General features: G+C 62.8%; 20 protein-coding genes and 2 tRNA genes. 6 read left to right on the forward strand and 16 right to left on the reverse strand.

Annotated features, from left to right (window positions below; translation table 11 throughout):
• Positions 1-93: 93 nt before the first annotated feature.
• Together QCE73_RS09550 and QCE73_RS09555 are read right to left on the reverse strand one after the other, a co-directional pair.
• Positions 94-170 (reverse strand) — tRNA-Arg (locus QCE73_RS09550).
• A 95-nt stretch (positions 171-265) separates the two neighbouring features.
• Positions 266-1096: an undecaprenyl-diphosphate phosphatase gene (locus QCE73_RS09555; RefSeq protein WP_035510816.1), complete on the reverse strand. Its 831-nt coding sequence runs from the start codon at positions 1094-1096 to the stop codon at positions 266-268.
• A 554-nt stretch (positions 1097-1650) separates the two neighbouring features.
• Here QCE73_RS09555 and QCE73_RS09560 point away from each other — a divergent pair.
• From QCE73_RS09560 to QCE73_RS09570, 3 genes are all read left to right on the forward strand, one after another.
• Positions 1651-2553, forward strand: coding sequence for an aldose epimerase (locus QCE73_RS09560; RefSeq protein WP_309880933.1), 903 nt, complete (start codon positions 1651-1653; stop codon positions 2551-2553).
• A gap of 124 nt (positions 2554-2677) precedes the next feature.
• Positions 2678-3352, forward strand: coding sequence for a peptidoglycan DD-metalloendopeptidase family protein (locus QCE73_RS09565; RefSeq protein ID WP_309880935.1), 675 nt, complete (start codon positions 2678-2680; stop codon positions 3350-3352).
• Positions 3353-3381: 29 nt separating this feature from the next.
• Entirely contained in the window at positions 3382-3702 is a 321-nt protein-coding gene (locus QCE73_RS09570; RefSeq protein WP_404989742.1) for a hypothetical protein, read from the forward strand.
• Between the two features lie 11 nt (positions 3703-3713).
• On the opposite strand, the gene QCE73_RS09575 is transcribed toward QCE73_RS09570, so the two are convergent.
• The 3 genes from QCE73_RS09575 to QCE73_RS09585 all read right to left on the reverse strand — a co-directional run bounded on the left by QCE73_RS09575 (position 3714) and on the right by QCE73_RS09585 (position 4484).
• Positions 3714-4016 (reverse strand): hypothetical protein, encoded by a 303-nt coding sequence (locus QCE73_RS09575; protein ID WP_309880937.1) that lies wholly within the window; start codon positions 4014-4016, stop codon positions 3714-3716.
• Between the two features lie 147 nt (positions 4017-4163).
• A complete protein-coding gene (locus QCE73_RS09580; RefSeq protein WP_309880939.1) occupies positions 4164-4337 on the reverse strand; it encodes a hypothetical protein in 174 nt (57 codons plus the stop codon).
• A gap of 70 nt (positions 4338-4407) precedes the next feature.
• Positions 4408-4484 (reverse strand) — tRNA-Pro (locus QCE73_RS09585).
• Between the two features lie 106 nt (positions 4485-4590).
• Here QCE73_RS09585 and QCE73_RS09590 point away from each other — a divergent pair.
• Both QCE73_RS09590 and QCE73_RS09595 read left to right on the forward strand, forming a co-directional pair.
• The gene (locus QCE73_RS09590; protein WP_309880941.1) at positions 4591-5049 is read left to right on the forward strand and encodes a histidine phosphatase family protein; all 459 of its coding nucleotides are present in this window, start codon (positions 4591-4593) and stop codon (positions 5047-5049) included.
• A gap of 141 nt (positions 5050-5190) precedes the next feature.
• On the forward strand, positions 5191-6015 hold the full coding sequence (locus tag QCE73_RS09595) for a GNAT family N-acyltransferase (protein ID WP_309880943.1): 825 nt from the start codon (positions 5191-5193) through the stop codon (positions 6013-6015).
• A 50-nt stretch (positions 6016-6065) separates the two neighbouring features.
• Here the strand turns inward: QCE73_RS09595 and ppx are convergent, their stop codons facing one another.
• Positions 6066-7577 carry an exopolyphosphatase gene (ppx, locus tag QCE73_RS09600; RefSeq protein WP_309880945.1) on the reverse strand — a complete coding sequence of 504 codons (1512 nt, stop codon included), beginning with the start codon at positions 7575-7577 and terminating at the stop codon, positions 6066-6068.
• Positions 7578-7844: 267 nt separating this feature from the next.
• Between ppx and ppk1 the strand changes: the two genes are divergently transcribed.
• A complete protein-coding gene (gene ppk1 / locus QCE73_RS09605; protein ID WP_035510828.1) occupies positions 7845-9908 on the forward strand; it encodes a polyphosphate kinase 1 in 2064 nt (687 codons plus the stop codon).
• Positions 9909-10557: 649 nt separating this feature from the next.
• Here ppk1 and phoR read toward each other — a convergent pair.
• From phoR to ftsH, 10 genes are all read right to left on the reverse strand, one after another.
• The gene (gene phoR, locus QCE73_RS09610; protein ID WP_035501624.1) at positions 10558-11871 is read right to left on the reverse strand and encodes a phosphate regulon sensor histidine kinase PhoR; all 1314 of its coding nucleotides are present in this window, start codon (positions 11869-11871) and stop codon (positions 10558-10560) included.
• Positions 11872-11934: 63 nt separating this feature from the next.
• Positions 11935-12636, reverse strand: a complete 702-nt coding sequence (gene phoB, locus QCE73_RS09615) for a phosphate regulon transcriptional regulator PhoB (protein ID WP_035501625.1) — start codon at positions 12634-12636, stop codon at positions 11935-11937.
• Positions 12637-12688: 52 nt separating this feature from the next.
• On the reverse strand, positions 12689-13393 hold the full coding sequence (gene phoU / locus QCE73_RS09620; protein ID WP_035501626.1) for a phosphate signaling complex protein PhoU: 705 nt from the start codon (positions 13391-13393) through the stop codon (positions 12689-12691).
• A 39-nt stretch (positions 13394-13432) separates the two neighbouring features.
• Positions 13433-14308 (reverse strand): phosphate ABC transporter ATP-binding protein PstB, encoded by an 876-nt coding sequence (gene pstB, locus QCE73_RS09625; protein ID WP_035501627.1) that lies wholly within the window; start codon positions 14306-14308, stop codon positions 13433-13435.
• 15 nt (positions 14309-14323) lie between these two features.
• Entirely contained in the window at positions 14324-15211 is an 888-nt protein-coding gene (gene pstA, locus QCE73_RS09630; RefSeq protein ID WP_035501628.1) for a phosphate ABC transporter permease PstA, read from the reverse strand.
• Positions 15211-16194 (reverse strand): phosphate ABC transporter permease PstC, encoded by a 984-nt coding sequence (gene pstC, locus QCE73_RS09635; protein ID WP_035501629.1) that lies wholly within the window; start codon positions 16192-16194, stop codon positions 15211-15213. The genes pstA and pstC overlap by 1 nt, the downstream gene beginning before the upstream one ends.
• Positions 16195-16319: 125 nt before the next feature.
• Positions 16320-17351, reverse strand: coding sequence for a phosphate ABC transporter substrate-binding protein PstS (pstS, locus tag QCE73_RS09640; RefSeq protein ID WP_035501630.1), 1032 nt, complete (start codon positions 17349-17351; stop codon positions 16320-16322).
• A 224-nt stretch (positions 17352-17575) separates the two neighbouring features.
• Positions 17576-18937, reverse strand: coding sequence for a phosphoglucosamine mutase (glmM, locus tag QCE73_RS09645; protein ID WP_035501631.1), 1362 nt, complete (start codon positions 18935-18937; stop codon positions 17576-17578).
• A gap of 114 nt (positions 18938-19051) precedes the next feature.
• On the reverse strand, positions 19052-19852 hold the full coding sequence (gene folP, locus QCE73_RS09650; RefSeq protein ID WP_309881969.1) for a dihydropteroate synthase: 801 nt from the start codon (positions 19850-19852) through the stop codon (positions 19052-19054).
• A 259-nt stretch (positions 19853-20111) separates the two neighbouring features.
• Positions 20112-21998 carry an ATP-dependent zinc metalloprotease FtsH gene (ftsH, locus tag QCE73_RS09655; RefSeq protein WP_035501633.1) on the reverse strand — a complete coding sequence of 629 codons (1887 nt, stop codon included), beginning with the start codon at positions 21996-21998 and terminating at the stop codon, positions 20112-20114.
• Between the last annotated feature and the right edge of the window lie 50 nt (positions 21999-22048).

Here is a 22048-nt window from a genome sequence, read left to right on the forward strand (position 1 = left end):
ATTCGATTAGGCATGCTGACGTTGTCGGGTGGCTGCACGGACGCCACAAAAGCAAAAAGCCCAGTCCAAAGACTGGGCTCGACGCAGGCCGTTTGGCCCGCCCTACACGACTCGAACGTGTGACCTACGGCTTAGAAGGCCGTTGCTCTATCCAGCTGAGCTAAGGGCGGAGAACCGGAGCGCGCGGCAAGGGCGGAAAGCAGCCGCGCGAATCAGAAGAGATCGCGATTTTACCTCATTCGCCGCCCCGCTTGGCCCGAGTTCATCACACCGGCTGCGGATGCATCATGAACCAGCCGAGGAAGAAGATCCCCGCGATCACGCAATACACGCCGAACGACGCAAGCTTGCCGTGGCCTTCGAAGTAGCGCATCAGGAAGCGCACGCTGAGATACGCCGCAATGCCCGTCAGCACGCCGCCCAGCAGCGAGTCGGCCAGTTGCCCCGGCGCGTGGAAGAGCTTCGGCAATTCGAGCACGCCCGCCGCGAAGATGATCGGCGTGCCGAGCAGGAACGAGAATTCCGCAGCCGCCTCAGCCGTGAGCCCGGCGCCCACGCCCGCGATCATCGTCAGACCGCTGCGCGAAAAACCCGGAATCAGCGCGCCGATCTGCGCCAGGCCGACCAGAAACGCCTGCCTGAACGTGAGCTTTTCGGGCGCCCGCATCGCGCGGCTTTTTTGCAGACGGTCGCCCAGCCACAGGAGCACGCCATTGACGATCAGCGCCGCCGCGACGATCCGCAAATCGTGAAAAATGGCTTCGAGCCGCTTTTCGAGCACCAGCCCGACGATGCCCGTCGGAATCGTGCCGATGATGAGCGCCCACATCATGTGGCCGTCGTCGTTCTTGCGGCCGCCGAGCGACGCGAAGAAGCCGCGAATCAGCGCGATCCAGCGCACGCGGAAATACCAGAGCAGCGCGACGGCCGTGCCCAGGTGCAACGCGACGAGAAACGGCAGCAATTGCGGCGCATGCTTGTCGATATGCATGCCGATCAGGCCGGGAACGAGCAAGGTGTGGCCCAGACTGCTGACCGGAAAGAGTTCGGTCACGCCCTGGAGCACGCTCAGAAATACGAGAAACCACAGAGTCACGCGTCGGTCCTTTTTTGAGGAGGAAGAAGGACGCGCCGTGCAGTTCCATCCCTCGCATCACGCGAAGCCGAACGAGGCAAACGGGAAATTGGAACAGGAAGGAAAAGTCGATACGGCGCGCAAACGGGACCGATTATGCCGGTGGTGAAAACCCGCGCCAAGCGCAAACCGCACACAAAATGCGTCGACAGTAAATCGTCGGGAAAACGAAGAACAATCGCAAACAGAATACAGGCAATACGAAAGAAAGCGCGCGGCGTGGCGAAGCCGCGATTGCGCCGTCAGATTGTCAGCTTGTAGAGGAAGATTGCCGTGCTCGCGCCGAAGAGGGCGAACATCGCGACGCCCATTGCCATCGCCAGATCCATGACTGCTCCTTGTCCGTCTGATTCCTAACACTCGGAGCATATAACAACATATCGAATGAGGCTTGGTCAGTCGCAATTTCCCGCAAAGGGTTTTTCCGGACGGAATTCCGAGGCAGAATCGTCGAGGTCGAGCCGCGCCCGATCGCCGCGCGCGGCGCCTCGCCATCCAACGGAGCGCCTGCCATCATGTCACCGGAAACTGACGTCATCGAAATCGAGCGCGACGGCGCCGCCATCCAGCTCGCGCCGCACGCGGGCGGGCGGCTCATGACATGGCGCGTCGGCGGCGAGCCGGTCGTGCACTGGCCCGACGCGCCCGACTGGTCCAATCCGGCCAAAATCCGCGGCGGCAATCCGCTCCTGTTTCCGTTTCTCGGGCGTCATTTCGTCGATGGTGAAATCGGCAGATGGCGCGATCCGGAAGGCGTCGTGCATGCGTTGCCGACCCACGGCTTCGCGCGCAACCTGCCCTTCTCCTGCACGCGCGACGCCGACGGCCATGGCCTGCGGATGACGCTCGTCGACAGCGACGCGACCCGCGACGGTTATCCGTTCGCGTTTCGTTTCGAGGCGGCGTATCGCATCGTCGACGGCAATACGCTCGAAGTCGAGCTCACGACGTCGAATCCGGGCGAGGTCGCGCTGCCCTACTACGCCGGGCATCACTTCTACTTTCATCTGCCGCACGGCCAGCGCGCCGAGAGCAGCGTCGAGCTGCCGCACACCGAGCGGCGCCAGCAACTCGCGGACGGGTCGATCAGCGAGGCCGAGCCGGGCCTGCCGCGCTATTCGCTCGCCGATCCGGGCATCGTCGATACGTTTCACTGCCTCACGCGGCAATCCGACGAACCGATGCTGATCAAGCTCCCCGGATTGAAGCGCACGATCGGCTTCGAACTCCAGCAGCCGGACTCGGTGCCGTGGTACGCGGTGACGACCTGGACCGAATCGGACACGTCGGACTTCTATTGCGTCGAGCCGTGGATCGGCTTGCCCGACGCCATCCACAACGGCCGCGGCCTGCGCTGGCTCGCGCCGGGCAAGACCGAGACGGCATCGCTCAGGCTCGTCGTCACACGCGACGAGTGAGGCGAAAGACGCCGCCGTGAGGCGTCTTTCTGTCCGGGGAAACCCGAGACGGTAAAATCCTGCCTTTCGATTCGCCGCGCGACGTGCCGCGCACTTCTCGCGGCGGTGCTTTACGAGGTCAGGTTTGCAAAAAAGAATTCGACGGCTCGTCTGCGCATCGCTCATCGCAGTGTTGGCCGCTTGCGGAACGGGACCGGTGGCGCCGGGCTTTTATCGCGTCGAGCGCGGCGACACCGTGTCCAAGATCGCGCGTGAGAATCGCACGTCGGTGGCGAACATCAAGCGCTGGAACGGGCTTACGAATCCCGACGCCATCGAGGTCGGACAGGTGCTGCGCATCGCGCCGCCGGCGGGCAGCGCATCGGCGCCTGAGCCATCGGCTGCGGGCACGGCCGGCAGCGCGCAAGCGTCGTCGCAGAACAAGGCGGGACCGGGCGTGACGCTCGTGTGGCCGGCGCAGGGCAACATCATTCGCGGCTTCGACGGCAAGAACTCGAAGGGCATCGATATCGCCAATGCGGCGGGCACGCCCGTCGTCGCCGCCGCGACCGGCAATGTCGTCTACGCGGGCAATGGGCTGCGCGGCTACGGCAACATGCTGATCATCAAGCACGACGACGAATATCTGACCGCTTACGCCCACAATCGGGTGCTGCTGGTGAAGGAAGGTCAGACGGTGCAGCAGGGCCAGCAAATCGCCGAAATGGGCGATACCGACAGCGATCGCACGATGCTGCATTTCGAAGTGCGCTACATGGGCCGTTCGACGGATCCCGCGCGCTATCTACCGCCGCGCTGAAGGCCCGGCGGACGTTAAGAGGAAGATTGATGAGATTGACGATGAGGATGCACACGGCCGCGCTCGGCGCGGCTCTGACTTTGACGGGCGCACTCGCAGGATGCGCGCAGACGGCGACGATGACCTATCTGCCTTCGGGCGACACGGGCTTCGCGATCAACTGCAGCGGCGGCGACGCGAGCACGACCTGGGCGGCCTGCTACAAGCAGGCGGGCGAAATGTGCGGAGCGTACGGCTACGACGTGGTGTCGAAGGATGCGGATAACGGCGCGACCGCGGGCGGGTCTGTCGGCGGGATATTCGGCGCGAACATCAAGAACCGCTCGATGGTCATTCGCTGCAAGCAGTGACGCCCGCGCCGTCAGGTGTCGAACGTTTCGTCTTTCGGCTTGTTCGAGCCTGGCGGACGCCAATGCCCGGATAACGGATCGATATGCGCCGCGAACGCAACGAGCGATCCAACGGCGAGCGGCGCGACGGCGGCGAAAACCCAGAGCAGATCCATGACAGATACACTTTGAAACACACTGCTCGAATCATACTTGCCAGGCAAATATTCCGCTTGAGCGAATCCTCTGAATCGTGCGGCAGGTAGCGTTTCCCGAATTCGAACGGTGCGCCGGCATACGTCGATCCGGGCAGCGGCCTGCATCTGCGCTTGCATCCCGTTACGCGCCGAAACAAGCGCATACAGTCACGAACCGGCGATCTTCCTACACTGGCGACAGCCCGCGCACGATATCAGCGCGAACAGTCGACGCGGGTCAGAAGCCCCGATGTGCCCGCATCGGGGCTTCGCCTTTTGTGGCGGTTACTGAGGCTTGGCGGGATCGGTGACCATCGACGGCGGGGTCATGTCCGTCGGCACGCCCTTGTAGTCGGGCGGATCTTGCGGTTCGTGCTTCTGATGAGCAGAGTCGGCGCAGGCAGCGAAACCGATCGCGATGAATACGGCGCAGACGATGTTGAAAACGATACGCGGCATGAGACTCCCGGATGAGCGTCGAAAAGACAAAGGGGTTACAAGCCGTAACTTGTAACCCCTTCGTGTATCGTGGTCGGAGCGAAAGGATTCGAACCTTCGACCCTCTGATCCCAAATCAGATGCGCTACCAGGCTGCGCTACGCTCCGACGAGCCGCAGATTGTAACGCGCCCCGCGAGCATCCGCAATGCCGAACGCGGGCACGCAACTTACTGGTTCATCCGAAAGCGAACCTCATCACCCGGAGACGATCAATGAACCTCATCCTCTGGCGTCACGCCGAAGCGGAAGATCAGGCGGCGAGCGATCTCGCGCGCCAGCTCACGCCGCGCGGACGCAAACAGGCGCAAGGCATCGCGAAGTGGCTGAAGTCGCGCGTCGGCGAAGACGCCGTGCTGCTCGCCAGTCCCGCGACGCGCACGATCCAGACCGCCGAAGCCTTCGGCGACCGCTATCGCGTGATCGACGCGCTCGCGCCGGGCAACGGCGCGCAGGCCGTGCTCGATGCAGCGGGCTGGCCGGAAGGCGTCGCGGAGACGGTCGTCGTGATCGGGCATCAGCCGACGCTCGGCCGTGTCGCCGCGCTCCTCATGACCGGCCACGAAACGGAATGGTCGGTCAAGAAAGCGGGCATCTGGTGGTTTCAGGGACGCACGCGCGGCGGCGATGGCCACGTCGTGCTGCGCGCGGTGGTCAATCCCGATCTGCTCTGAGCGCGGCAGCGGCGGCGTAAGCTCGCGTTCATGCGCGTGTCGTTTCATCGAAACGTCATTGCGATGCCATGCGAGCGTCACCGTGCATTACTACATTGGCGAGGACTTGAAGCCACAGCAACGTCCTGTCGAGGAATGCCAATGCAAGATTTGCCGACGCCTTTCCTGCAACTCGGAGCGTCATCGCTCTCGCTCGATTCGCGCCGTCACCTTCCGCGCACGTCGGAAACCGTCACGGGCCGCGAGCGCCTGCAAGTCACGTGGGCGCGTGACGAAGACGCGCTGCGCGACGCGCAACGCCTGCGCTACCGCGTGTTTTCCGAAGAAATGGGTGCACGTTTGTCCGGCCCCGCGGGCCTCGACGTCGATGCCTTCGACGCCTATTGCGATCACCTGCTCGTGCGCGATCTCGACACGCTGCAGGTGGTCGGCACGTATCGCGTGCTGCCGCCGCATCAGGCCGCGCGCATCGGCCGTCTTTACGCCGAAAGCGAATTCGACGTGTCGCGCCTGACGCACCTGCGGCCGAAGCTCGTCGAAGTGGGCCGGTCGTGCGTGCATCCGGACTTTCGCAATGGCGCGGTGATCATGTCGCTGTGGGGCGGCCTCGCCGCGTACATGATGCAGAACGGCTATGAAACGATGCTCGGCTGCGCGAGCGTCGGGATGATCGACGGCGGGCACTATGCCGCGAATCTCTACACTTCGCTGCCGCCCGATGCGCTCACCGCGCCCGAATATCGCGCATTCCCGCACACGCCGCTGCCCGTCGAGGAACTGCGCACGGGCGCCAACGTGAGCCCGCCGCCGCTCGTGAAAGGTTATCTGCGCCTGGGCGCGAAGATCTGCGGCGCGCCGGCCTGGGATCCGGATTTCAACACGGCCGACTTCCTCACGCTCTTTCGTCTGTCCGAGATCAACGCGCGTTACGCACGGCACTTCATCGGCGACATGCAGGGCCGCTGAAGCCCCGATACAAAAAAGGCCCCGCTCGACGGGGCCTTCTCATCGCGGCATCAGTCGCCCGTGTACACGACGCGATACGGCCGGCCGATCTTCTCCCATTCCATCGCTTCCTGGACGAGGCTGTAATCGGTGAGCGGATTGTTCGTCACCCATTCGCTCGGCAGATGCACGTCGAAGCCGCCGCCCGCTTTTTTCACCTCGATGCCGGGCAGCCCGACATCGGCGCGGCGGCGCGACAGCAGCGCCGCGAGCCGCAGACAGAAGAGCAGCGTCCACTCGACGTCGCGCGCCTGTGCGAGCTTGCCGAGCTTGCCCGCATGGCCGAGCACGAGCGCGGCGAGGCGCGCCTGATCGGTGCGCGAGAAGCCGGGCATGTCGGCGTTGCTCGCGATATACGCGGAATGCTTGTGATAGGCGCTATGCGCGATCGACAAGCCGATCTCGTGCAGCGACGCCGCCCACGCGAGGAACATGCGGTTTTCTTCGCGCACGTCTTCGTCGGGTTCGCCGAGCTGATCGTAAAAGCTGATCGCCAGTTCGCCGATGCGTTCGGCCTGCGCGGCATCGACGCCGTAACGGCGCTTGAAGCCTTCCACTGTGACCGTGCGCATGTCCTGATGCTGCGAGCGCCCGAGCAGGTCGTACAGCACGCCGAGACGCAGCGCGGCGTCGGTCGTATCGGCGTATTCGATGCCCAGTTCCTCGAACACGCCCAGCATGATCGACAGGCCGCCCGCCAGCACCGGCACGCGATCGGGCTTCAGCGCGATGAGCTTCAGCCGGTTCACGTTCTCGGCCTTGATGAGCGCGCGCTTGAGCTTCTCCAGCCCGCCGCGCGAGATGCCGTGCGTGATGCCTTCGTCGTTGAAGCCGTTCGCCTCGATCAGTTCCGCGAGCGCGCGCGCCGTGCCCGACGAGCCGATCGCCTGATCCCAGCCGGTGCCCTTGTATTCGCTCGAGATGATCTGGATTTCGCGCTTGGCGGCGAGTTCGGCCTGGCGCATCGTGTATTCGTCGACATTGCCCGCCGGGAAAAACTGGCGGCTATGGCTCACGCAGCCGATATAGAGGCTTTCCATGTGGATCGGCGTGTAATGCGAGCCGATGATGAACTCTGTCGAGCCGCCGCCGATATCGACCACGAGCCGCTTGCCCGCGCTTGCCGGCACCGAATGCGCCGCGCCCGCGTAGATGAGGCGCGCTTCCTCGCGCCCCGCGATCACTTCGATCGGGAAACCGAGCGCGGCTTCCGCTTCGACGAGAAAGTCGTGCGCATTCTTCGCGACGCGCAGCGTATTGGTGGCGACGGCGCGTACCTGATCGGGATGAAAGTCGCGCAGACGTTCGCCGAAACGCTTCAACGCGTCCCAGCCGCGCACCTGCGATGCGCGGTCGAGCATCTTGTCCTTCGACAGGCCGCCGCCGAGCCGCACGGGTTCGCGCAGCGCGTCGACCTGATAGATCTGGCTGCCGGCGGGCGTTTCCTCGACCCGTCCGACGATCAACCGGAAACTGTTCGATCCGAGGTCGACGGCGGCAAGTAGATGGGGATGTGTGACCATCGGAGTTCCAGATTCGTGAAGTGGGAAAGGCACTGTCACAGCGGCGCTGTTGCAGCGCACGAATTCTATTCTATGCCGACGCGGCCCGCGGCCCTTGCCGACTCGTTCGGACCGCCTGTTTGCCGGAATCGCGCGTTTGCGCTAGCGACGCTATCCGCATTGTGAGTAGAATTTGTGAAATTCGTTCTGTCTTAAAAAAGACATCATACTGTGAGAGCATCCGAGAGTTCCTTTGCCCATCTGATCGAGACACCTTCCCTCCCTCCGATGTCCATACGCTATCCGCTATTCAACCGCGAACTGGGCATACTAGGTTTCAACGAGCGCGTCCTCGCGCAAGCCGCCGACACGACGGTTCCCTTGTTGGAACGCCTGCGCTTCATCTGCATCACCAGTAGCAACCTCGACGAATTCTTCGAAGTCCGGATGGCGGGTCTGCAAGAGCAGATGCGCGACAACCCCGGCTCGCTCTCGCCGGACGGCATGTCGTTGCAGCACGTCTACGATCTCGTCTCCGAGCGCGCGCAGCGTCTCGTGCGCCAGCAATACTCGATGCTGCACGACATCGTGCTGCCGGCGCTCGAAATGGAAGGCATTTACTTCCACGGCGCGGAGGACTGGACTGAGCAGCAGAATGCGTGGGCGCGCGAATACTTTCACAACGAACTACTGCCGGTGCTGACGCCGATCGGACTCGACCCCGCGCATCCGTTTCCGCGCGTGTTGAACAAGAGCCTGAACTTCGTTGTCGAGCTGGAAGGCACCGACGCCTTCGGCCGTCAGGCGATGATGGGCATCGTCCAGGCGCCGCGCGCGCTGCCGCGACTCGTGCGCATGCCCGAAGCGCTGTCGGGTTATCCGCATGGTTTCGTGCTGCTGAGTTCGTTCATGCAGCACTTCGTGAACGAGCTGTTCCCGCATCTCGTCGTGCGCAGTTGCAATCAGTTTCGCATCACGCGCAACAGCGAGCTTTTCGTCGACGAGGACGAAATCACCAATCTGCGGGTCGCGTTGCAGGGCGAATTGCCGGCACGTCACCTGGGCAACGCGGTGCGTCTCGAAGTCTCGGCGGAAACGCCTCCGCATCTCGTGCGGCGTCTCCTCGATGAAGGCCAGTTGAGCGAACGCGATCTGTATCGCGTGAACGGGCCGGTCAATCTCGTGCGGCTCATGCAGTTGCCCGAAATGGTCGATCGCCCGGACCTCAAGTTCGTGCCGCATATTCCGTCTGTGCCGAAGGCGATCGCGAACACGTCGAATCTCTTCGATGCGATCGATCAGGGCGATATCCTGCTGCATCATCCGTACGAGAGCTTTCAGCCGGTGCTGGAGTTGCTGCTTCAGGCGGCGAAAGATCCACAGGTCGTCGCGATCAAGCAGACGATCTATCGCACGGGCACCGATTCGCCGCTGATGGACGCGCTCATGCAGGCCGCGCGCAACGGCAAGGAAGTGACCGTGGTCGTGGAGCTGCTCGCGCGTTTCGACGAAGAGACGAACATCAACTGGGCGTCGCAGCTCGAAGCGGTGGGCGCGCATGTCGTGTATGGCGTGGTCGGCCACAAGTGCCACGCGAAGATGATGCTGATCGTGCGGCGCGTATCGCAAGGCGGCAAGCTCGTGCTGAAGCGTTATGCGCATCTGGGCACGGGCAACTATCATCCGCGCACGGCGCGTCTCTATACCGACTTCGGCCTGATGACTTCCGATCAGGAAATGTGCGAGGACGTGCATCACGTCTTTCAGCAACTGACTGGCATCGGCGGGGAGATTGCGCTGCATCAGCTATGGCAATCGCCGTTCACGCTGCATGCGAAGCTCATCGATGCGATTCGTGCCGAGGCCGAACATGCGCGCGCGGGACGGCGCGCGCGCATCGTCGCGAAGATGAATGCGTTGCTGGAGCCTACCGTTATCGCCGCGCTTTACGAGGCGTCGCATGCGGGGGTGAAGATCGATCTGATCGTGCGCGGGGTGTGTTCGCTCAAGCCGGGCGTTGAGGATCTGTCGGAGAACATCACGGTCCGGTCGATCGTCGGGCGCTTTCTCGAGCATCATCGCATCTTCTATTTTTATGCGAACGGCAAGGAAGATGTGTTTCTTTCCAGCGCGGACTGGATGGATCGAAACTTTTTCCGTCGCGTGGAGGTGGCGTTTCCGATTCGCGATCGGCGGTTGAAGCGGCGAGTTATTGCCGAGGGCTTGTCGGTTTGTCTCGGGGATAATCAATCGGCCTGGGTCATGCAGAGCGATGGGCATTATCGGAAGCGGCGGCCCGGGAAGTCTATTCGCAATGCGCAGTTGGGGTTGCTGGCGAAGTTTTGTTCTTGATGGGGTTTTGTTGGTTTGTTGTTGCCGGATCCCGGTTTCGTGTCGGTCTATTAGCACTGCCCCTGTGCGGGGCGGCAGTCACTTTCTTTGCTGCTGCAAAGAAAGTAACCAAAGAAACAGCTATCCCCAGCCTAAGCACTTCACGCCGGCCGCGGCACAGACGATTGGCTGAATGGCCCGGCTATAGCGAGTGCCCCCACAAGCAGACAAGGGCTTGGACCGCGCACGGTCTGACAAACCATAACCTTGAGCGCGCTGGTTCAGCACCAAAGAGCATCGGCACAGCGCTACGCGCTGCCGTTGGGTATGCAGGGGAAACCGTCGAAGAAGAAGCGCGCACACACCCGATTGACCCATCGGCCGCGAAGCGGGCCGGAGCTATTTCGTGCTGAACCAGTCAGTGAAGCGGTGCGATGTGTCAGACCGTGCGCGAGCCAAGCCCGATTGGGCCTTTGGGGGCGACACTTAGGCGAGGGCCACCGCGGGCTGGCAAGCATGGCCAACGTGCGTGTGACCGCGGGCGATGAGAAGCTGCTTTCTTTGGTTACTTTCTTTGCAGCAGCAAAGAAAGTGACCCCCGCCCCGGGGAGGGGCAGTGCTAATAGACCGACACGAAACCGGGATCCGGCGACAACAACCCCCAAACCCCTCACGCGGCCAGCGACTTCCTCGAAGCCGTCCGCGACCCCGGAAACCGCACGATAAACATACTCCCCTTCCCCACTTCGCTCTTCACATCGAGCTCGGCATTATGCCGCTGCAACACATGCTTGACGATGGCAAGCCCGAGCCCCGTGCCCCCCGTATCCCGCGACCGGCTGCGATCCACGCGATAGAAACGCTCCGTCAACCGCGGAATATGCTCGGCCGGAATCCCGAGCCCACTATCCCGCACGGTGAACACCGCCCGCTCCTTCATCCGCTGCCACGTCACTTCGATCGTCCCGCCGTCCGGCGTATACCGCACCGCGTTCGTGACGAGATTGCCGAGCGCGCTCATCACCTCAGTCTCCGCGCCCGCGATGGTCAGCGCATCGTCGCTATGAAACGTGATGCGATGCCGCCCGCTCGACAGATTGTTCGCATCGTCTTCCAGATGGCGCATCACGGCACGCATGTCGAGCAGCTCATCGCCCGGCGGACGCATGTCGCCCTCCAGATTGGCGAGCACGAGCAGATCGCGCACGATGTTCTGCATGCGCGACGCCTGCTGTTCCATCATGTCGAGATAGCGCATGCGGTCGGCCTCATCGAGCGGCAACTCGCGCATCGTTTCGAGGAAGCCGGAAAGCACCGTGAGCGGCGTTTTCAGTTCATGCGAGACATTGGCGACGAAGTCGCGCCGCATCGAATCCGTGCGTTCGAGCTCGGTGATGTCCTGCGTGAGAATCAGCTTGCGATGGTCGCCATACGGAAACACCTGCACCGACACCGTGTACTTGCGATTCACGCCCATGCCGCGCATCACGAGCATCTCTTCGTAGTGGTGCGCGTTCAGATAGCGGACGAAATCCGGATGGCGCACCAGATGCGTGATGTGCTGGCGCAAGTCGCGCTTGGCATCGAGCCCGAAGTGCTTTTCGGCGATGGCGTTGCACCACTCGATCTGATCGTGATCGTCGAGCATCGCGACACCGTTCGGGGAAGCCTGGATCGCCTGAATGAAGCGCGCGTGCTGTTGCTCGACCTGGCGCACCTGCGCGTGCCACCGCTTCGCGAGCTTGTGCAGGCGGTAATAGATTTCGCCCCAGACGCCGAGCGCGCTCGGCACTTCGCCGTAGACCGGCGCTTCGAGCAGACGCCACAGGCGCTGCATGTGATAGGTGACGAAGAAGCCCTGCACGACCAGCATGAGCACCGCGAAGGCGAGCGCAATGCGCACGCCCGCCAGTGCGCCGATCGCTGCGCTGAGCGCGGCGAGCAGCGCGAGGGACACGATCGCACGCGTCCAGATGATGTTCATGTTGTCGGTGAGTCTGAGTGACGTTGATGCGGAACGTTAAAGCGGATGACGCCAGCCGCGAACTCAGGCGCTTTTCGCAAGGCGGTATCCGCTGCCGCGCACCGTTTCGATCATAGCATCGCAGCCCGCCGGCTTGAGCGCGGCGCGCAGACGCTTGATGTGTACATCGACCGTGCGCTCTTCGACGAACACGTGATCGCCCCAGACCTGATCCAGCAATTGCGTGCGGCTGTGCACGCGCTCCGGATGCGTCATGAAGAAATGCAGCAGACGGAATTCGGTCGGGCCTAGATCGAGCTTGATGTCGTTGCCCGAATGACTCGCCGCCACGCGATGCGTCGCCGGATCGAGGCGCAGGCCGTTGATCGCGACCACGTCTTCCGTCAACTGCGGCGCGCGGCGGCGCAGAACCGCCTTGATGCGCGCCATCAGTTCCTTCGGCGAGAAAGGCTTCGTGACGTAATCGTCCGCGCCGATCTCGAGGCCGAGCACCTTGTCCTGCTCGTCGCCGCGCGCAGTCAGCATGATGATCGGGATGTGCTTCGTGCGCTCGTTGTTGCGCAGGTCGCGCGCGAACGAGATGCCCGACTTGCCGGGCAACATCCAGTCGAGCAGCACGAGATCGGGCAGCACGTCGCTGATCAGGTTTTGCGCCTGCTCCGCGTTATATGCGCGGATCGGGCAATGTCCCGCATGCTGAAGATTCACCGAAATCAGTTCGGAGATCGCGGGTTCGTCTTCGACGACGAGGATACTGCTGGGCATCGGCACCTCTTGACCTTTTGCTTGAGTTAAAACGATTGCGCGCTCGCGACGCTCAGCTGAGCGCCTCGCGCTCGAGCTGGTCGCGCGAGATATGGCGCACGTCCGTGCCCTTCACGATATAGATGATGAACTCGGCGATGTTCTTCGCGTGATCGCCGATGCGCTCCACCGCCTTCGCGATGAACAGATAGTCGAGGCCCGCGGAAATCGTGCGCGGATCTTCCATCATGTAGGTCACGAGCTTGCGCACGAAGGCGCGGAATTCATCGTCGATGGCCTTGTCGTCGCGCACGATCTGCGCGGCCGCCACCGTGTCGAGACGCGCGAACGCGTCGAGCGCGCGGCGCAGGATCGACACCGCCATCTCGCCCGACAGCTTGATCTCGGCGATATTCACCGTGCGCCCCGCGCCGTCTTCATTGATGCGCTTCACACGCTTCGCGATCTTCTCGGCTTCGTCGCCGGCGCGCTCGAGGTTCGTGATCGTCTTCGAGATCGCCATGAGCAGACGCAGGTCGCGCGCAGCCGGCTGACGGCGCGCGATGATGTTGCTGCAATCTTCGTCGATCTCGACTTCCATCGTGTTCAGGCGCGCTTCGGCCGCGATCACCTGATCCGCGATGCCGATGTCGAATTCGTTCAGCGCCTGCATCGCATTGATGATCTGCGACTCGACCAGACCGCCCATTTCCAGCACCTTCGACGACACCGCGTTGAGGTCGGCGTCGAACTGGCTCGAGAGGTGTTTATCGGACATATATGCTCCTTAAGCCTTTCTGTTTGACCTGGCTGACGATCAGCCGAAGCGGCCCGTGATGTAGTCTTCCGTTTCTTTCCGGGCCGGCTTGATGAAGATCTTTTCGGTATCGCCGAACTCGATCAATTCACCGAGGTACATGTAGGCAGTGTAGTCCGAACAGCGCGCCGCCTGCTGCATGTTGTGAGTGACGATGACAACCGTGTAATCGCTTTTCAGTTCGGCGATCAGCTCTTCGATACGGCCCGTCGAAATCGGGTCGAGCGCGGAGCACGGCTCGTCGAGCAGCAGCACTTCCGGGCGGATCGCAATGCCGCGCGCGATGCAAAGACGCTGCTGCTGGCCGCCCGACAGACCGTAGCCGCTCTGTTGCAGCTTGTCCTTCACTTCGGTCCAGAGCGCCGCTTTCGTGAGCGCCCATTCGACGCGATCGTCCATCTCCGAGCGCGAGAGCTGCTCGAACATCTTCACGCCGAACGCGATGTTGTCGTAGATCGACATCGGGAACGGCGTCGGCTTCTGGAACACCATGCCCACGCGCGCGCGCAGGAGCGAGATGTCTTTCGTCGTATCGAGCAGATTGGCGCCGTCCATCAGGATTTCGCCTTCGGCGCGCTGCTCCGGATAGAGCGCGTACATCTTGTTGAACGTGCGCAGAAGCGTGGACTTGCCGCAACCCGACGGACCGATGAAGGCCGTGACCTTCTTCTCCGGAATGCGCAGGTTGATGTTCTTCAGCGCGTGATACTTGTTGTAGAAGAAGTTGAGGTTCTTCACCTCGATCTTCGGCTTGATGGAATCGGCAGGCTGCGAGGCGTGCGTCGGACGCACGCTGCCCGGCACCGGGCCACGCTCGACCGGCTTTGCGTCAGCCTTCGGATTCAGGTGGTTGACACCACTTTCGACCATATTCATGGAATCACTCCGCCCTTATTTCTTCGAGAAGATCGCACGCGCCAGGATATTCAGACCCAGCACGCCGAGCGTAATCAGGAACACACCGGCCCACGCGAGCGATTGCCACTGCGGGAACGGACTCATCGCGAACTTGTAGATCGTCACCGGCAGGTTGGCCACCGGCTGATTCATGTCCCACGAGAAAAATTGATTCGACAGCGCCGTGAAAAGCAGCGGCGCGGTTTCGCCGGCGATACGCGCGATCGCCAGCAGCACGCCGGTCACGATGCCGCCGACCGACGCCTTCAGCGTGATCGACATCACCATCTTCCACTTCGGCGTGCCGAGTGCGAACGCGGCTTCACGCAATGCGTTCGGCACGAGCTTCAGCATGTTCTCGGTCGTGCGGATCACGATCGGAATCTGCAGCAGAGCCAGCGCGATCACGCCGGCCCAGCCCGAGAAGCGGCCCATTTTGGCGACGACGATCGCATACACGAACAGACCGACGACGATCGAAGGCGCCGACAGCAGGATGTCGTTGATGAAGCGCGTCACGCTCGCGAGCCAGCGCTTCTGGCCGTATTCCGCGAGATACACGCCCGCGAGAATGCCGAGCGGCGTGCCGACGAACGTCGCGAGCACGACGAGCAACAGGCTGCCGACGATCGCGTTGGCGAGACCGCCGCCATCGGTGTTCGGCGGAGGCGTCGATTGCGTGAAGAGATCGACCGACAATCCGCCGATGCCGAGCTTGAGCGTCGTGTAAAGAATCCAGACGAGCCAGATGAGGCCGAAGGCCATCGCGGCGAGCGAGAGCGTCAGCGCGAGCGCATTGGTGCCGCGGCGGCGGCTCTGCAGCTTCTTGCGCGTGGCCTGCACGCGATCCGGATCCTGATTGAACGTAGCGGGACGGCTCATTATTTACGGCCCTCCCCGCGTTCCATGCGCAGAAGCATCAGCTTCGAGAGCGCGAGCACGAAGAACGTGATCACGAAGAGAATCAGACCGAGCTCCATCAGCGCCGAGGTATGCAGGCCCGGGCTCGCTTCCGCGAACTCGTTGGCGAGCGCCGAGGTGATGCTGTTGCCGGGCGAAAAGAGCGACACGTTGTCGAGCAGGTTCGTGTTGCCGATGACGAACGTGACGGCCATCGTTTCACCGAGCGCGCGGCCGAGGCCGAGCATGACGCCGCCGATCACGCCGGCGCGCGTATAGGGCAGCACGATCTTCCACATCACTTCCCAGGTCGTGCAGCCAATGCCGTACGCCGATTCCTTCAGCAGCACGGGCGTGACTTCGAACACGTCGCGCATCACGGACGCGATGTACGGGATGATCATGATCGCGAGAATCACGCCCGCGCACAGGATGCCGATGCCGATCGGCGCGCCCTGGAAGAACATGCCGATGACGGGCACGTCGCCGAGCAGATGGCCGAGCGGCTTCTCGAAGTATTGCGCGAAGATCGGCGCGAACACGAGCAGGCCCCACATGCCGTAGACGATCGACGGAATCGCCGCGAGCAGTTCGATCGCGACGCCGAGCGGGCGGCGCAGCCATGCGGGCGACAGTTCCGTCAGGAAGAGCGCGATGCCGAAGCTCACCGGCACCGCGATGATGAGCGCGATGATCGAGGTCGCGATGGTGCCGTAGATCGGCACGAGCGCGCCGAACGTCTCGCTGGGCGGATCCCACTCCGAGCGCCACAGGAACGAGAGGCCGAACTTCTGGATGGTCGGCATCGAGGCGACGAGCAGCGAAACGATGATGCCGCCAAGCAAAAGCAGCGTGACGACGGCCGCAAGCCGTGTCACGCCGCCGAAAATGATGTCGCCGAGACGGCTCGGCGCGCGCTGCGTGTGCGCTGCCGGCACCGCCGACGTTAAGTTGATGTCCGACATGGGAGCCTTGGTTTCGCTACGTGTCAGACCGCGCGGCAGCCTTTAGGCCCGCCGCGCGGCTTTCTTTGTTGCTTACCGTCCGGGCTTCAGAAGCTTAGGACAGTTTCCAGCTATGAGTACTGCGCTTACTCGGCAACCGACTTGCCCGAACCATCCTTGACCTTCGCCTTCCATTGCGACTTGATTTCGGCGACGACCGAATCAGGCAGCGAGATGTAGTCGAGATCGTTGGCGGCCTGACCGCCGTTCTTGAACGCCCAGTCGAAGAACTTCAGCGTTTCCGTGCCTTGGGCCGGCTTTTCCTGCGTCGCGTGCAGCAGCACGAAGGTCGCGCCGACGATCGGCCATGCGTTCTGGCCCGGCTCGTTCGTGAGGATCTGGTAGAACGACTTCGACCAGTCCGCACCGGCGGCGGCTGCCTTGAACGTGTCCGTCTTCGGCTCGACGACCGTGCCGGCCGAGTTCTTCATGCCGACGTAGGTCATCTTGTTCTGCTTCGCATACGCCCACTCGACGTAGCCGATCGCGCCCGGCAGACGCTGCACGAAGGCCGCGACGCCGTCGTTGCCCTTGCCGCCCGTGCCCGTCGGCCAGTTCACCGTCGAGCCTTCGCCGACCTTCGACTTCCACTCGGGGTTGACCTTCGACAGGTAGTTCGTCCAGATGAAGCTGGTGCCCGAGCCGTCAGCGCGGCGGACCACGGCGATGTCCGTATCCGGCAGCTTGGCCTTCGGGTTCAGCGCGGCGATCGCCGGGTCGTTCCACTTCTTGATCTTGCCCAGGTAGATGTCGCCGAGCACCTGACCCGACAACGTCACTTCGCCAGCCTTCACGCCCGGCACGTTGATGACCGGCACGACGCCGCCAACCACCGTCGGGAACTGGAACAGGCCGTCCTTCGCGAGTTCTTCATCTTTCAGCGGAGCGTCCGAGCCCGCGAAATCCACCGTCTTCGCGATGATTTGCTTGATACCGCCCGACGAGCCGATGCCTTGGTAGTTCACCTTGCCGCCACCGGTCTTTTGGTAGGCGTCTGCCCACTTCGTGTAGATCGGAGCTGCGAAGGTAGAACCCGCGCCGGTGATGTCGGCGGCTTGCGCGGAGATGGCGAACAGGGCGCCAATAACGCCGGCCAGCGCGGTTTGCATCAATTTCATTGAAACCTCCAGGGTTTGTGAGCGTGTGTCGTGTATGCGTGTGAGACGACACCGCGAAATATAGGAGGAGTCTGTGACAGTAATATGAATTACTGTGAAGCCAGCATGTCATTCCGCTTACGTGCTGAAAGTTTGATCACGCCCGATTTGTCAAGGCGTCGATGCAAATAAAAAAGCGGGCCGCAGCCCGCTTTAAGAAGAACGTGACGATTTTCAGTAAACGCCTACGAAGTCGCCTCTTTCACCACTTGCGCAATCGTTTCCGCGTACCGAACCGCATCCTTCTGCGCCGATGCTTCCACCATCACGCGCAAGACGGGCTCGGTTCCCGACGCGCGAATCAAGACCCGGCCGTGCGATTGGAGGGAATGCTCGGCTTGTTCGACCGCGCGCCGGATCGCGTCGCTCGTCTTCCAGTTCGCGCCCGCGTTCATGCGCACGTTGATGAGCTTTTGCGGGAACAGGCTCACGCCGTGCAGCAAATCGGCGAGCGACTTGCCGCTGCGCTGGATCGCCGCGAGCACGAGGAGCGCCGAGACGATGCCGTCGCCGGTCGAATGACGGTCGAGCGACAGGATATGACCCGAGCCTTCCGCGCCCAGCAGCCAGCCGTTCTCGCGCAGCTTTTCGAGCACGTAGCGGTCGCCGACCGCCGCGCGGACGAACTGCACGCCGGCTTCTTTCAGCGCCACTTCGACGGCCATGTTGGTCATCAGTGTGCCGACAGCGCCTTCCACTTTGCCGTCGGTCGCGATGCGGTCCTTGACCAGCACGTAGAGCAGTTCGTCGCCGTTATAGAGACGGCCAGTCGAATCGACGATCTGCAAACGGTCCGCGTCGCCATCGAGCGCGATGCCGAGATCGGCCTTGTGCTCCAGCACGGCGCGCACGAGAGCCTCGGGTGCGGTCGCGCCGACGCCGTCGTTGATGTTGAAGCCGTTCGGCGACGCGCCGATCGACACGACTTCCGCGCCGAGTTCATGGAACACGTGCGGCGCGACGTCGTATGCGGCGCCATGCGCGCAATCGACCACGAGCTTCAGTCCGCGCAGGTCGAAGCTCGCCGGAAAGGTGCTCTTGCAGAATTCGATATAGCGTCCGCCCGCATCGTCGAGACGGCGCGCCTTGCCGAGACGCTCGGACGGCGCGCATTCCATCGGCTGCTCGAGCTGGCGCTCGATTTCGAGCTCGACTTCGTCGGGCAGCTTGTTGCCATCGGCGGAGAAGAACTTGATGCCGTTGTCGTTGTACGGATTGTGCGACGCGCTGATCACGACGCCCGCCGACAGGCGCAGCGCACGCGTCAGATATGCGACGCCCGGCGTCGGCATCGGGCCGGCCAGCATGACGTCGACGCCCGCCGCCGAGAAGCCCGATTCCAGCGCGGCTTCGAGCATATAGCCCGACACGCGCGTGTCCTTGCCGATCAGCACCGTCGGACGGTTGCCCTTCTTCTGCTGGGCGCGGTCGGCGCCCGCCAGCACCTTGCCCGCCGCGTAGCCGAGCTTGAGTACGAAATCCGGCGTGATCGGCGCGACGCCGACGCGACCGCGGATGCCGTCTGTTCCAAAGTATTGACGTGCCATTGTTGCCTGACCCTCCTCGCGGCCGTAGGGCGCTTGTTATCGGACCGCGATTTTTAGTTGATGAGTTCTATCGGCGCGCGCCTGCGCCTAAATTCCTGATGAATGAGGCTAGTGTCAATGATGCCCATTCCGGGCAGCATTCTTTGTGGCCTGCCAGACTTTCAGCGCATCGACAGTCTCCGCGACGTCGTGCACCCGAATGATCGCCGCGCCCCGCTCTGCCGCGCAAACCGCACCGGCGACACTTGCCGCGAGCCGCTCGCCGGCGCTGCGTCCGGTGACCGCGCCGAGCATCGACTTGCGCGACATGCCCGCGAGCAACGGGAAATTCGTCCCGCCTGGCAGCGTGCCCGTGAGATGCGCGAGCAACGCGTAATTATGCTCGACCGTCTTCCCGAAGCCGAAGCCCGGATCGACGCTGACGCGCGCAGCCGCGATGCCTGCTTGCGCGAGCGTGGCGACGCGCTCCGCGAAGAAGGCGCGCACGTCGGCGACGACGTCCTCGTACACCGGATCGTGGAGCTGCATCGTGCGCGGCTCGCCGAGCATGTGCATCACGCATAGCCCGCACTTGCTGTCCTTCACGGCGTCGAGCGCGCCTTCCCGACGCAGGCCCCAGATATCGTTGATCATGTCCGCGCCGGCCTCGAGCACGGCGCGCATCACGGCAGGCTTGTAGGTATCGACGGAAAGCGGCACTCGCATGGCGCGCAGCGCTTCGACGATCGGCACGACGCGCTCCAGTTCCTCGTCGAGCGGCACGGGTGGCGCGCCCGGACGCGTGGATTCACCACCGATATCGATCATGTCGGCGCCATCGGCAAGCATCTGCTCGGCGCGCGCGAGCGCGGCGTCGCGCGAGACGAAACGGCCGCCGTCCGAGAACGAATCCGGCGTAACGTTGAGAATGCCCATGACGAGCGGACGTTCGAAGGTCAGCGTGAAGCGGCCGCACTGGAGCGGCGCTGCGGGAAGCGGGGATGAGATCGGCGTGGTCAAGCGAGTAGGAACGAAGCGGAGAAAGAGAAATGGGAAGCGGCTCTTGCAAGCGATGAAATTCGAAACGAACCGGCGTTGTGCGGCGCGTGGTTCAGCATCTCATTAAAACCGGGGCCGTAAAGTCAAAATGGGCCGGCGTGCAATGCACACCGGCCCATGAACGGACGCAGAGAACTTAGGCCGTTGCCGGCGCGTTGCCCGGCTTGACCTCGGTGCCGCTGCTGCCACCCGGCGGCGTATCGCCGGACGGAGGTGGCAAGTTCTTCGGCGGACGCGGCGGGCGATCCGCCATGATGTCGCTGATCTGGTCTGCGTCGATGGTTTCCCATTCGAGCAGCGCCTTGGTCATCGCTTCGACTCTCGCGCGGTTGTCTTCCAGCAGCTTGCGGGCGAGCGCGTATTGCTCATCGAGGATGCGGCGGATTTCCGCATCGACCTTCTGCTGCGTGGCTTCGGACACCGACTTCGCGCCCATCTTGCCGAACATGCCGTTGTCTTCCGTGTCGACGTAGACCATCGTGCCGAGCACATCCGACATGCCGTAACGCGTGACCATATCGCGCGCCATTTTCGTCGCGCGCTCGAAGTCGTTCGAAGCGCCCGTCGACATCGAGTTAAGGAACACTTCTTCCGCTGCGCGGCCGCCGAACAGGATCGCGATTTCCTCGAGCATCTTGTCGCGATACAGATTCACGCGGTCATGCTCCGGCAATTGCCAAGTGACGCCAAGCGCCCAACCGCGCGGCATGATCGTGACTTTGTGCACGGGATCAGCGTGCGGCAGCAACTTCGCCACCACTGCGTGACCGGACTCGTGATAAGCCGTGTTGCGGCGCTCTTCTTCTCGCATGACCGCCGACTTGCGCTCCGGACCCATGAAGATCTTGTCCTTCGCGTCCTCGAAGTCCTGCATCTCGACGATGCGCTTGCCACGACGCGCGGCAAACAGCGCAGCTTCGTTGACCAGGTTCGCGAGATCCGCGCCCGAAAAGCCCGGCGTGCCGCGCGCGATGACCGATGCGTCCACGTCGTTCGCGATCGGCACCTTGCGCAGGTGCACCTTCATGATGTGCTCGCGACCGCGGATATCCGGCAGACCGACGTACACCTGACGGTCGAAACGGCCCGGACGGAGCAGCGCTTTATCGAGCACGTCCGAACGGTTCGTCGCCGCGATCACGATGACGCCCGAGTTCGCCTCGAAGCCGTCCATTTCGACGAGCATCTGGTTCAGCGTCTGCTCGCGTTCGTCGTTGCCGCCGCCCATGCCGGCGCCGCGATGACGGCCGACCGCGTCGATTTCGTCGATGAACACGATACACGGCGCATGCTTCTTCGCCTGCTCGAACATGTCGCGCACACGAGCCGCACCGACACCGACGAACATTTCCACGAAGTCCGAACCCGAGATGCTGAAGAACGGCACCTTCGCTTCACCCGCGATGGCGCGCGCCAGCAGCGTCTTACCCGTACCCGGAGGCCCGACCAGCAGCACACCGCGTGGTATGCGCCCGCCCAGCTTCTGGAACTTCTGCGGATCGCGCAGGAAGTCCACGAGCTCCGACACTTCTTCCTTGGCTTCGTCGCAGCCCGCGACGTCGGTGAAATTGATAGCGTTGTTGTTCTCGTCGATCAGCCGCGCTCGCGACTTCCCGAACGAAAACGCCCCGCCTTTGCCGCCCCCCTGCATCTGCCTCATCATGTAGAACCAGAACCCGATGATCAGGATCGTGGGTCCGAGGTAGTACAGCGCGGAGACGAGCGCATTCGGCTCATCGTCAGCCTTGCCGCTGACCTGAACGCCGTATTTCATCAGATCGCCGACCATCCAGATGTCGCCGGGCGACACGATCTGATACTTCTGGCCGTCTGCCGGAGTGACCGTCAGATTGCGCCCTTGAACGGTGACATTCTTGACCTTGCCGTTCTTCGCGTCGTCCATGAACTGCGAATAGGACACACCTTCCTGGACGCGGGGCTTATCGAACTGCTTGAACACCGTAAACAGCACCAGTGCGATCACGAGCCACACTGCCGCTTTAGAGAACATATTGTTGTTCAAAGCACCACTCCTCACTCATAGACGGGCGCCTACATAAACCTTGCGACGCC

This window comes from Caballeronia sp. LZ029 (genome assembly GCF_031451275.1).
Taxonomy (GTDB): Bacteria; Pseudomonadota; Gammaproteobacteria; order Burkholderiales; family Burkholderiaceae; genus Caballeronia; species Caballeronia jiangsuensis.